Source organism: Streptomyces kebangsaanensis (assembly GCF_001906585.1).
Lineage (GTDB): Bacteria > Actinomycetota > Actinomycetes > Streptomycetales > Streptomycetaceae > Streptomyces > Streptomyces kebangsaanensis.
In genome coordinates this window covers 101,137-112,176 of the sequence record NZ_JUJA01000077.1, presented here as the reverse complement: position 1 = coordinate 112,176, position 11,040 = coordinate 101,137, and the positions used below count along the sequence as shown (strand labels likewise).

The 11,040-nt window shown below is 73.1% G+C and carries 12 protein-coding genes and 1 tRNA gene; 7 read left to right on the top strand and 6 right to left on the bottom strand.

From position 1 onward, the window contains the following. The coding region (locus RH94_RS11610; RefSeq protein WP_073947521.1) for a GntP family permease at window positions 1-1,334 on the bottom strand (1,334 nt) is incomplete at its 3' end. Window positions 1,335-1,407: 73 nt separating this feature from the next. After that, window positions 1,408-1,953: a gluconokinase gene (locus tag RH94_RS11605; protein ID WP_073947520.1), complete on the bottom strand. Its 546-nt coding sequence runs from the start codon at window positions 1,951-1,953 to the stop codon at window positions 1,408-1,410. 142 nt (window positions 1,954-2,095) lie between these two features. Here RH94_RS11605 and RH94_RS11600 point away from each other — a divergent pair, with 142 nt between their 5' ends. Further along, window positions 2,096-2,797: a FadR/GntR family transcriptional regulator gene (locus RH94_RS11600; protein ID WP_073947519.1), complete on the top strand. Its 702-nt coding sequence runs from the start codon at window positions 2,096-2,098 to the stop codon at window positions 2,795-2,797. Between the two features lie 31 nt (window positions 2,798-2,828). On the opposite strand, the gene RH94_RS11595 is transcribed toward RH94_RS11600, so the two are convergent. Then, window positions 2,829-3,242: a YchJ family protein gene (locus tag RH94_RS11595; RefSeq protein WP_073947518.1), complete on the bottom strand. Its 414-nt coding sequence runs from the start codon at window positions 3,240-3,242 to the stop codon at window positions 2,829-2,831. A gap of 125 nt (window positions 3,243-3,367) precedes the next feature. Here RH94_RS11595 and RH94_RS11590 point away from each other — a divergent pair, with 125 nt between their 5' ends. After that, a complete protein-coding gene (locus RH94_RS11590) occupies window positions 3,368-3,679 on the top strand; it encodes a dsRBD fold-containing protein (RefSeq protein WP_073947528.1) in 312 nt (103 codons plus the stop codon). 12 nt (window positions 3,680-3,691) lie between these two features. Continuing rightward, the gene (locus RH94_RS11585; RefSeq protein ID WP_073947517.1) at window positions 3,692-4,978 is read left to right on the top strand and encodes a phosphoribosyltransferase family protein; all 1,287 of its coding nucleotides are present in this window, start codon (window positions 3,692-3,694) and stop codon (window positions 4,976-4,978) included. Window positions 4,979-5,059: 81 nt separating this feature from the next. Here the strand turns inward: RH94_RS11585 and RH94_RS11580 are convergent. After that, window positions 5,060-5,147 (bottom strand) — tRNA-Leu (locus RH94_RS11580). 206 nt (window positions 5,148-5,353) lie between these two features. On the opposite strand from RH94_RS11580, the gene RH94_RS11575 reads away from it, so the two are divergent. From RH94_RS11575 to RH94_RS46320, 3 genes are all read left to right on the top strand, one after another. Further along, window positions 5,354-6,679, top strand: a complete 1,326-nt coding sequence (locus RH94_RS11575; protein WP_073947516.1) for a M20/M25/M40 family metallo-hydrolase — start codon at window positions 5,354-5,356, stop codon at window positions 6,677-6,679. A gap of 182 nt (window positions 6,680-6,861) precedes the next feature. Further along, window positions 6,862-7,095: a chaplin ChpH gene (gene chpH / locus RH94_RS11570; protein WP_073947515.1), complete on the top strand. Its 234-nt coding sequence runs from the start codon at window positions 6,862-6,864 to the stop codon at window positions 7,093-7,095. Window positions 7,096-7,325: 230 nt separating this feature from the next. Next, window positions 7,326-8,210: a chaplin gene (locus RH94_RS46320; RefSeq protein WP_073947514.1), complete on the top strand. Its 885-nt coding sequence runs from the start codon at window positions 7,326-7,328 to the stop codon at window positions 8,208-8,210. A 72-nt stretch (window positions 8,211-8,282) separates the two neighbouring features. Here the strand turns inward: RH94_RS46320 and RH94_RS11560 are convergent, their stop codons facing one another. After that, window positions 8,283-8,471: a DUF5703 family protein gene (locus RH94_RS11560; protein WP_030244084.1), complete on the bottom strand. Its 189-nt coding sequence runs from the start codon at window positions 8,469-8,471 to the stop codon at window positions 8,283-8,285. 47 nt (window positions 8,472-8,518) lie between these two features. Between RH94_RS11560 and RH94_RS11555 the strand changes: the two genes are divergently transcribed. Beyond that, window positions 8,519-9,232 carry a hypothetical protein gene (locus RH94_RS11555; protein ID WP_073947513.1) on the top strand — a complete coding sequence of 238 codons (714 nt, stop codon included), beginning with the start codon at window positions 8,519-8,521 and terminating at the stop codon, window positions 9,230-9,232. Window positions 9,233-9,267: 35 nt separating this feature from the next. Here the strand turns inward: RH94_RS11555 and RH94_RS11550 are convergent. Further along, window positions 9,268-11,040 (bottom strand): ATP-dependent DNA helicase (locus RH94_RS11550; RefSeq protein ID WP_234425698.1); only part of this gene is annotated, 1,773 nt, incomplete at its 5' end.

The following is an 11,040-nucleotide window of genomic DNA, read 5'->3' as shown; positions in this document are numbered from 1 at the left end:
ACCGACCAGCTCTTGATCGTCTGTCCGACGCTCATGCCGAAGTACTCCTTCACCAGCCAGAACCCGGCGTCGTTGACATGGCTGAAGAAGAGCGAGCCGGCGCCGATGGCCAGGACCAGCAGGGCGGCGTGGGTGGTCGACATGTCGGCGGCGAGCGGGGCGACCAGACCGGCCGCCGAGATGGTCGCCACGGTCGCCGAGCCGGTCGCGAGCCGGATCGCCACCGCGATCAGCCAGGCCAGCAGCAGTGCCGGGATCGACCAGTCCTTGGATATGTCCAGGATCATCTGGCCCACACCGCAGTCGATCAGCGTCTGCTTGAAGCCGCCGCCGGCGCCGACGATCAGCAGGATGCCGGCGATGGGCATGAGGCTCTTGTCGACGGTCCGCGCGATCCGCTCCTTGCCGAACCCGGCGGGGAGGCCCAGCGTGAAGATGCCGACGAGCACGGCGGCGAGCAGCGCGATCATCGGGGAGCCGATGATGTCGAAGACGCGCTGGGTCATGTTCGCGGGGTCGTCCACGACGATGTCGACCAGGGCCTTGGCCAGCATCAGGACCACCGGCAGCAGCACCGTGGCCAGCGTGGCACCGAAGCCGGGACGCCGCTCGAGCTCCTCCGACGGGCGCTGGGGCAGCATCCGGTCGGGGACGGGGACGTCCACCCAGCGGGCCGCGAACCGGGAGAACAGCGGACCGGCGATGATCACCGTCGGAATGGCGACCAGGATGCCGAGCGCCAGCGTCACGCCCAGGTTGGCGTTCACCGCGTCGATCGCGACCAGCGGGCCGGGGTGCGGCGGGATCAGGCCGTGCATCACGGACAGACCGGCCAGCGCCGGGACACCGATGCGCATCAGGGAGTAGTTGCCGCGCTTGGCCACCATCAGCACCACCGGGATCAGCAGCACGATGCCGACCTCGAAGAACAGCGGCAGGCCGATCACGGAGGCGATCAGCACCATCGCCCACGGCATCGCCCGGCCCCCGGCCTTCGCCAGGATCGTGTCGACGATCTCGTCGGCGCCGCCGGAGTCGGCGAGCATCTTGCCGAGGATCGCGCCGAGGGCGATCAGCACGCCCACGCCGGCGACGGTCGAGCCGAGGCCGGCGGTGAAGCTGGTGATGGCCTTGTCGAGCGGCGCCCCGGCGATCGCGCCGAGCACCAGTGACCCGATGGTCAGTGACAGGAAGGCGTGCAGTTTGTACTTGGTGATGAGGAAGACGATGACGGCGATGCCCGCCAGGACGGCGATGCCCAGCTGAGCTTGTCCGGCCGAGGTGATCGGCGGGGGCGCGTCCGCTGCCAGCATCTCGACGCTGAGTCTGGTCACGGGTGTTCCCTTGCAGGTGAAATGGGGTGTCGGGGACAGGTGTGCCGCAGTCGGAGACCGTGGGGGAGAGGCGTTACCGCCGGGACGGGCGCGTCTCGGTCGGCTGCGTGAAGCTGTCGAGGTCGTCCAGCGCGGCCAGGGCGCGCGCGGTGATCTCCTCGGGAGTGCCGGAGACGTCGACCGCGACGCCCCGTTCGTCCGGCTGGAGCGGTTGCAGCGCGGCGAACTGGGAGTCCAGCAGCGCCGTCGGCATGAAGTGACCCCGGCGGTTCGCCATGCGGTCCTCGACGAGCTCCCGGTCGCCCGTCAGATGGACGAACACGATTCCGGGGGCCGCGGCCCTGAGCCGGTCGCGGTACGACCGCTTCAGCGCCGAGCTGCTCACCACCCCGCCCAGCCCCGCCCGCTCGTGCGCCCAGGCACCGATGGCGTCCAGCCACGGCCACCGGTCGTCGTCGTCGAGCGGGATCCCGGCCGTCATCTTGGCGATGTTGGCCTCCGGATGGAAGTCGTCGCCCTCGGCGTACGGGACGCCCAGCCGGGCGGCGAGCAGAGGACCGATCGTGGTCTTGCCCGTGCCGGCGACGCCCATCACCACGACGACGTGGGGGGTGCGCATCACTGCCTCGCTGTCTTCCTCGACATGCGACGCCGGGATCCGACGTCCGCCATACTGAAACCCATAGGTACGACAAATTCAAGAGTGTGTGACATATAAGTCTGACTTTTTGGTTTCTTGATCCACGCCGTACTCTGAGTGCATGAGCACACCGGGCCGAGGGCTGCACGGCCGCGTACTGGACACCCTCGGCCCCGCCATCACCGCGGGCGAGTACCCGCCGGGCAGCGTGCTGCGGACCGACGAGCTGGCCCAGCGCTTCGACGTGTCACGCTCCGTCATGCGCGAGGCGGTCCGCGTCCTGGAGTCCATGAGCCTGGTCGCCTCACGCCGCCGCGTCGGCGTGACCGTGCTGCCCCGGACGGAGTGGAACGTCTACGACCCGCAGGTCATCCGCTGGCGCCTGGCGGGCGCCGACCGCCCCCGGCAACTGCGCTCCCTGACCGTGCTGCGCTCCGCGGTCGAGCCGGTCGCGGCCGGCCTGGCCGCCCAGCACGCCACGCCCGAGCAGTGCGCCGAACTCACCGAGTGCGCCCTCGGCATGGTGGCGAACTCACGCGGCCATCGGCTGCAGGGGTACCTGGTGCACGACATCGCCTTCCACCGCGTGATCCTGACGGCCTCCGGCAACGAGATGTTCGCCCGCCTCGGCGACGTCGTCGCCGAGGTCCTGGCCGGCCGCACCCACCACGAGGTCATGTTCGAGGACCCCGACCCCGCCGCCGTCACCCTCCACGTCCAGGTCGCCGAGGCGGTCCGCGCGGGCGACGCGGAGCGCGCCGAACAGCTGACCCGCGAGATCACCGTCGGCGCCCTGCACGAACTGGACATCCTGGCGCCGTAGACACCGGCCGCCCGCTCCGCCCACGCGTCGCCTACGCGTCGGGGAAGTCCCCGTCCACGTACATCCAGGCCCCGTCCACCCGCTCGAACCGGCTGCGCTCGTGCAGCGAACCGCCCCGGTAGGACGCCCGGAACGTCACCGTCCCGCTGGTGTGGAAGGCGGAACCGCCCGTCGTGTCCAGCACCTCCAGACCCGTCCAGCGCATCCCCGGATCCAGGTCGAGCCGCGCGGGCCGGGTGCGCGGATGCCAGGTCCGCAGCAGATGTCCCGCGTCCCGGCGCACGAAGGCGCAGTACCGCGACCGCATCAGCGCCTCCGCGGTCGGCGCGGCGGCGACACCGATGGGGGTCCCCCCGGCCGAGCGTGTTCGAGGCTGGGGGAGGTAACGGCCGCAGCACTTCTCGTACGGCCCGGGCAGCCCGCACGGGCAGGAACGCGTGGTCATGCCCTCATTCTGCCCGCGCCGGACGGGCCCCGTGCGGCGGGCGCCCGGCGGGGGCACAGTGGAAGAGGATGTCGGAAGGGGACGTCCCGCACCGCAAGCCCACCACAGCCGAGGAGGGACCGACGATGACCCGACCCGTCGGCAACCGGCCTCCGACCGCCAAGGAGTGGCGGCTGAACCTGTACCTGTCCGAACACGACCCGGACACCACCGCCCGGATCGTCCTGGACACCGGCGACAACGTCCTGGAGACCTGCGCGGAGGCCCGCCGCAACCCCTACGACAGGGAAGTGCCCGAGATCGGCGACGAACTCGCGGCCGGCCGCGCCCTGATCGCACTGGGCCGCGAACTGCTGCGCGCCGCCAACGGCGACATCGAGGCGATGGGAGCGCCCGAGGCGACGCCTCCCGCCCCCTTGTGGTCGTCCAGGGAGTGAGGGAGCCCGGCGGTGCTCTTCACGGACCGTGTCGAAGCGGGCCGGCTGCTGGCCGCCCGCCTGGAACACCTCAGGGGCCGGGACGTCGTGGTGCTCGGCCTGCCCCGGGGAGGCCTGCCGGTCGCCGCGGCCGTGGCGGAGGCCCTCGGCGCCCCCCTGGACGTGTGCCTGGTACGGAAACTGGGTGTGCCCTCCCACCCCGAGCTCGGCATGGGGGCGATCGGCGAGGACGGCGTGCGCGTCCTCGGCCAGGACGTGCTGCGCCAGGCTCACGTCCAGCCCGAGGCGCTGGCCCGCGTCGAGGAGCGCGAGCGCCGTGAGCTCGAGCGGCGGTCCGCCCGCTACCGGGGCGAGCGGCCCCCGGCCGCCGTCGTCGGCCGGACCGTCGTGATCGCCGACGACGGCGTGGCCACCGGCTCCACCGCGCGGGCGGCCTGCCGCACGGTCCGCGCGCGCGGTGCGGCGAGGATCGTCCTCGCGGTCCCCGTCGCACCACCGGACTGGACGGACCGGCTCGCCGGCGAGGCCGACGAACTCGTCTGCCTGGCCACGCCGGCGGACTTCTTCGCGGTCGGCCAGTTCTACGCCGACTTCGCCCAGCTCGACGACGAGGACGTGGTCACCTGGCTCCGCCGGGCGGCAGACCGCCGCGCCCCGGCCGACCAGGAGGTGGGGGTGGAGGCCGGCGCCGTACGGCTCGGCGGCCACCTGACCGTGCCCCCCGGCGCCACCGGCGTCGTGGTCTTCGCCCACGGCAGCGGCAGCGGGCGCCGCAGCCCGCGCAACCGCTTCGTCGCCGCCGGCCTGAACGAGGCCGGCCTCGGCACCCTCCTGTTCGACCTGCTCACCGAGGAGGAGGCGGAGGACCGTGCCAACGTGTTCGACACCGCGCTGCTGGCCGCCCGCCTCACCGACGCCACCGCCTGGCTGCGCGCCCAGCCCGCCGCGGAAGGCCTGGCCGTCGGCTACTTCGGCGCCAGTACCGGCGCGGCCGCCGCCCTCCGGGCCGCCGCGGAACCCGGCGCCCGCATCGCCGCGGTGGTCTCCCGCGGGGGCCGGCCGGACCTCGCGGAGCCGAGACTCCCGGCGGTGACCGCCCCCACGCTGCTGATCGTCGGCGGTGCCGACCTCACGGTCCTCGATCTCAACCGGCAGGCGCGGGCCCGCCTCCACTGCGAGAGCCGGCTGACCACCGTCCCCGGCGCCACCCACCTCTTCGAGGAGCCCGGCGCCCTGGAAGCGGTGACGGAACTGGCCCGCGACTGGTTCACCGACCACATGGCGGCGGCGCACGTGTAGTTCCGCGAGACGGAAGGAAGCGGCAGGCAGAGGGAAACAGAAGAAAACGGTGTCGACCAAAAGGTCGGCACCGTTTCCATGTGGTGTCCGAGGGGGGACTTGAACCCCCACGCCCGATAAAGGGCACTAGCACCTCAAGCTAGCGCGTCTGCCATTCCGCCACCCGGACGGGGTGTGTGTCGTGCGGGTTTCCCCGCGGCGACGAAGGAAACATTACCAGGCTTTCGGGCGGGCCCGATCACCCGGCCCGCGTGCCGGACGGTGTGCGCGGCGGGCGGCGGGCCGGGGCTCTTGGGGCGGGGCGCGGGGAGGGGGAGGATGAGGGGGCCACCGGAACACATGGTGGACGACCGGCGCACAGTGGGAGGAAGCAGCGTGAGCGAGACGGGCACGGCCAGGGGCGTCACCGGCGAGGACGAGGTCGTGGACCTCTGCCGCGAGCTGATCCGGATCGACACCAGCAACTACGGCGACCACTCGGGGCCGGGCGAGCGCAGGGCCGCCGAGTACGTCGCCGAGAAGCTCGCCGAGGTGGGGCTGGAACCGAAGATCTTCGAGTCGCATCCGGGCCGGGCCTCCACCGTGGCCCGCATCGAGGGCGAGGACCCGTCCCGGCCCGCGCTGCTGATCCACGGCCACACCGACGTCGTACCGGCCAACGCCGACGACTGGACCCACCACCCCTTCTCCGGCGAGGTCGCGGACGGATGCGTGTGGGGGCGCGGCGCGGTCGACATGAAGGACATGGACGCGATGACGCTGGCGGTCGTGCGGGACCGGCTGCGCAGCGGCCGCAGGCCCCCGCGGGACATCGTGCTGGCGTTCCTCGCCGACGAGGAGGCCGGCGGGACGTACGGGGCGCGGTACCTGGTCGACCGCCACCCCGACCTGTTCGAGGGCGTCACCGAGGCGATCAGCGAGGTGGGCGGCTTCTCCTTCACGGTCAGCGAACAGCGGCGGCTGTACCTGATCCAGACGGCCGAGAAGGGAATGCACTGGATGAAGCTGACCGTGGCCGGCACCGCGGGGCACGGCTCCATGATCCACCGGGACAACGCGATCACCGAGCTGTCGGATGCCGTGGCCCGGCTCGGGCGGCACAAGTTCCCGGTACGGGTGACCAAGACCACCCGGGCCTTCCTCGACGAACTCGGTGACGCGCTCGGCACCGAGCTCGACCCGGAGGACATGGACGGCACGATCGCCAGGCTCGGCGGCATCGCCAAGCTCATCGGCGCGACCCTGAGCAACACCGCCAACCCCACGCAGCTGGGCGCCGGCTACAAGGTCAACGTCATCCCGGGCGAGGCCACCGCGCATGTCGACGGGCGGTTCCTGCCCGGTTACGAGGAGGAGTTCCTCGCCGACCTGGACCGGATCCTCGGGCCCAGGGTCAGGCGCGAGGACGTGCACTCCGACAAGGCCGTCGAGACCACCTTCGACGGGGCCCTGGTGGAGGCGATGCAGTCCGCGCTGCTGGCGGAGGACCCGACCGCCAAGGCCATCCCGTACATGCTCTCCGGCGGCACCGACGCCAAGTCCTTCGACGACCTGGGCATCCGGGGCTTCGGCTTCGTGCCGCTGAGGCTGCCGCCGGAGCTGGATTTCGCGGGCATGTTCCACGGAGTGGACGAGCGGGTGCCGGTGGACGGACTGAAGTTCGGCGTACGCGTGCTCGACCGGTTCATCGACGCGTCCTGAGGGCGTTTTCGGGTGTTTTCCGGGCCCGGAAAGGGGCTGGACGGCCCTGGATAATCGGCCGCGTGTGCGGAAGGGCCCAAGGAAGGGTGAATGCGACCATAAGCTCGTAGCTCCATTACTCCCTCCTCGTTACAAATGATGCGATCACCAAGAGAGATCGCTTTTGCCAACGAGGAGGAATAATGATCAAGAAGGTCGTCGCTGCCGCGGTTGCCACCGGTGGGCTGGTTCTTGCGGGCGCCGGTGTGGCCGCCGCCGACTCCGGTGCCCAGGGTGCCGCCGTGCACTCCCCGGGTGTCCTTTCCGGCAACGTCGTGCAGGCGCCGGTCCACGTGCCGGTGAACGTCTGCGGCAACACGATCTCGGTGATCGGACTGCTGAACCCCGCCTTCGGCAACGTCTGCATCAACAAGTGACGTCGTGCCCCGCCCCGCGAGGGTCTGACTCCATCGACTCCGTACGGGGCTGAACCAGTCGGCCCCGGAGCGCACGCCATGCGCTCCGGGGCCGGCCGGTTTTCCGCGCGTCCGCGACGGCGCTTTCCAGCCGGGCGAAGACGCGTTCCGGAAGGTTTTTCGAAGATCGAAAACCGAAAGCCGAAAAGTTTCCAGAAGGCCGAAGAGGCCGAAGGCAGGGATTCAGCGATATGCGACAGGTCACCCGCAAGGGCCTGATGACCGTGGCCGCAGCCACCGGCGTGATCGCCGCCGCGAGCGGCTACGCCCACGCCGGCGCGGGCGCGGCCGGCGCCGCGGCCGGCTCGCCGGGCGTGCTGTCCGGCAACACGGTGCAGGTGCCGGTGCACGTGCCGGTGAACGTCTGCGGCAACACGGTCAATGTCGTCGGGCTGCTCAACCCGGCGGTGGGCAACACCTGCGCCGACCAGGGCGGCAGCCACTCGTCCGGAGGGCACGGAGACTCCGGTCACCAGGGCTCCGGCCACCACGGCTCCGGGCACGGCGGCTCGCATGCCGGTGGGCACACCGGCGGCTCGCCGGGCGTGGGCTCGGGCAACCACGTCCAGGTGCCGGTCGACGTGCCCGTCAACGTCTGCGGCAACAGCGTCGACGTGATCGGCGTGGGCAACCCGGCCATGGGCAACCACTGCGGCAACGGCGGCGGAGGACACCACCGCACGCCTCCGGGCGGCGGCCACGAGACCCCGCCCGAGCACCCGGGCACGCCCGGGAACCCCGGCACGCCGGAGCACCCGGGCACGCCGGAGCACCCCGGGACGCCCGAGCACCCGGGCACGCCCGGCAACCCCGATCACCCCGGCACCCCTGGTCAGCCGGGAACTCCCGCCCACCCCGGCACGCCGGCCGCGCCCCCCGCCCCGGGCGGCGGCACCCCCGGCGGTTCCACGCACGTGAACCAGCCGGGCGCGCACTCCGTCACCGCGCCCGGAAGCCGGGCGCAGCTCGCCCACACCGGCAACGACCTGCCCATGAGCGCCGTCCTGCCGGTGGGCGCGGGAGCACTGCTCGCGGGCGCCGTGCTGTACCGCAGGGCCCGGGCCACCGCCCGGTGACCAGCGCCTACGGCGCGCATGCCGCAGCGGGCCCCGCATCCGCGGGGCCCGCTGCGGCTCGGCCGTCCCGGCTCACCACGTGGCACGCACCTGGCGGATGATCCGCCGGCGCAACCGCACCCTGCGGCTGCCGTCGCGCAGCAGGCTCAGACGGTACAACTCCCAGTGTCCGTACTCGGCGTGGTCCGTCAGCAGACGTGCCGTCTCCTTGCGGGAGACCCCGCGCGGTACGTACACGTCGACAAATTCGTATTCCGGCATCGCACCCATTGTGCGGTCTGGGGCCCGGTACGGATAGCGTCTGCTCTATGTCTGATGCTGCGCAGCCCACCGCTGCCGAGGTACGCGCCGCCGCCGAGGCGGTCAAGACCGCGCTCGACCGCCACCTGGCCGCGGTCGAACGCAAGTCGGGGGAGGAAGACCCGGCCGTCTACGAGGCGTTCAACCAGCTGGCCGCGGCCGCGGAGGCGTATGACGAGCTGCTCTACGACCGCTACGACGAGGTCACGCCCTTCGAGATCCCCGGTGACGACTCGCTGCCGCCGTACACGGGCCCGGAGGAACCGCACGCGATCAGCGTGCTGATCCGCCGCGACTACACCGTGGCCGAGCCGCACCGGCTGCTGGCCCAGGCCCAGCGGGTGGAGGCCGCGGACACCGTGGCCGGCACGGGCATCGGCGGGAACGCCTCCGGCACGGTGCCCGGGGCGCTCGGCACCCTGTTCGGTGAGTTCGAACCGGACGAGATCGCCTCCCGGCACAGCGAGTTCGGCCTGGAGGAGGGCGATTCCACCTTGTGGGTCACGGCCGCGGACGAGCCCGCCGACCCGGGCGACTGGCTGGAGGCGCCCTTCGAGCACGTCGACCCGGAGCGGGTCGTCTGCCGCTTCGACGTTAGCGCGGTCTTCGACGACGAGGACGACGACATCGACGGCGTCGACGGCGATCTCGACGACGACGATCTCGGCACCGGACTCGACGACGAGGAGGACCTGGAGCCGCTGGACGCGACCGACCGCTGAGCGGCGGCGGCCGCGCCCCGGGGCCTCCCCCCGTCTCAGCCCGCAGCCCGTTCCTCCTCCGCCGCCTGCGTCTGCGTGCGGAGGAGATCGGGCAGGCGGGTCGTCCTGGGCTCCGCCGGCACCTCGGCCACGGCCCTCGGCAGCGCCTGCTCCGCCCCGTGCACCACGGACAGATGGCGGCTCGCCCGGCCGAACGCCGTGTAGACCCACGGCCGGCTGAGCGCCCGCGCCGCGTCGCCGGGCAGCACCACGACCACCGCGGGCCACCGGCCGCCCACCGCCTGGTGCGCGGTCAGCGCCCACCCGTGCCGCACCTGCGTCTCCACCCGCTCCCTCGGTACGACCACGGGGGCGCCCGAACAGGACAGGTGCAGCCCCTCGGCGTCGGCCTTCACCACGTGACCGGGCAGCGTACGGCCCGGAGCGGGGGAGTAGGCGATCCGGTCGCCCGGGTCGAAGCCGCCGAAGCGGCCGGGGCCCGGGTTGAGCCGTGCCTTCAGCGCCGCGTTCAGCGCGCGGGTGCCGGCCGCGCCGCCGTGCCCCGGGGTGATCACTGTCGTCTGCTCGACCGGAACGCCGATGGCCCGCGGCACCGAGTCCGCGACGAGCTGCACGGTCCGGTGCACGGCCTCGCCCGCGTCCCGCACCGGAACGATCACGACTTCCCTGCCGGGCGCCGCCACCTCGCTCAGCTCGCCGGCGCCGATGCCGGAGACCAGCTCGCCCAGCGGGCCCGGGTCCGGTACGCGCGAGGCGACGCAGGGACAGACCCGCGCCGCCAGCAGATCAGCGAAGACCCGCCCGGGTCCCGCGGACCACAGCACCCCCGGATCCCCGGCCAGCACCAGCCGGGCGCCGTCCGGCAGCGACTCCACGAGCAGGGCCGCGGACTCCACGTCCAGCTGGGGGGCGTCGAGCACGACGAGGAGGTCCAGGGCGAGTGAGCCGTCGTCCTCCCGGCCGGGGCCCTCGGCGCCGGACAGCAGTCCGGCCACCGTGGCGACGGGCGGCGCGGGCGTCCCGGACGGCCCGCCGGCCTCCTGGGACCGCCGCAGCAGCTCCGCGAACCCGTCCCGGCCGAGCGGGCCGTGGGCGGCGGCCCACGCGCGCAGCCCGAGCCGCCGCGCCTCGCCCAGCAGCCGGGCGGGCTCCGCACGGGAGGCCTCACCTCCCGTGTGCAGGACCAGGCCGTGGCCCGCGACCGCGCGGAGCAGCTCGGCGGCGGAGCCCCGGGCGGAGGCGGCGGCCCTCTCCCAGTCCTCGGACGAGCCGCTCTGCCTCGGTACGGAGCCGATCAGCCGGGCCAGTCCGTCGGCGAGGCTCTCCTCGGCGAGCGCGTACCGCTCCAGACCCACGAGGACGCGCACCGGGCGCTCACCCTCCTCGTCCGTGGCCGGGGCGTCCTGGAAGGCCAGGGCCTCGCCCTCCGCGAGCGTGCCGTGCAGGGCCGCCTCGGGGTCGGGCACCGCCCGCTGGGCCAGGGCGGCGGTCAGCTCCGGGGCGTCCAGGGCCGTGTGCCCGGCGAGGGCCGCCTGCTCCAGCAGCCACACGGTGAGGGCCCGGCCGCGCCGCTCGTCGTCCGGACCGCACTCCGTGCCGAGCAGGGCGCGCGCGAACCCGTCGGCCTGCTCCGGCCGTACGCCCCTCACGCGCAGCAACTGCCAGGGATCGGCACGCAGCCGCTCCTCCGCGCCCTCCCCGAGGGCCGCGGCGATCCGAGGCGCGAGCGTCTCCGGGGCACCGCCCTCGCCCAGCACACGCCGTACGCTCCCGATGGTCCCGGGCGCGGGCGCCGCGGGCACGGCGGC

Bases quoted from the DNA above. Each gene is read 5' to 3' on its own strand.
- RH94_RS11605 (WP_073947520.1), bottom strand. From the start codon at position 1,953: ATGCGCACCCCCCACGTCGTCGTGGTGATGGGCGTCGCCGGCACGGGC.
- RH94_RS11600 (WP_073947519.1), top strand. From the start codon at position 2,096: ATGAGCACACCGGGCCGAGGGCTGCACGGCCGCGTACTGGACACCCTC.
- RH94_RS11595 (WP_073947518.1), bottom strand. From the start codon at position 3,242: ATGACCACGCGTTCCTGCCCGTGCGGGCTGCCCGGGCCGTACGAGAAG.
- RH94_RS11590 (WP_073947528.1), top strand. From the start codon at position 3,368: ATGACCCGACCCGTCGGCAACCGGCCTCCGACCGCCAAGGAGTGGCGG.
- chpH (WP_073947515.1), top strand. From the start codon at position 6,862: ATGATCAAGAAGGTCGTCGCTGCCGCGGTTGCCACCGGTGGGCTGGTT.
- RH94_RS46320 (WP_073947514.1), top strand. From the start codon at position 7,326: ATGCGACAGGTCACCCGCAAGGGCCTGATGACCGTGGCCGCAGCCACC.
- RH94_RS11560 (WP_030244084.1), bottom strand. From the start codon at position 8,471: ATGCCGGAATACGAATTTGTCGACGTGTACGTACCGCGCGGGGTCTCC.
- RH94_RS11555 (WP_073947513.1), top strand. From the start codon at position 8,519: ATGTCTGATGCTGCGCAGCCCACCGCTGCCGAGGTACGCGCCGCCGCC.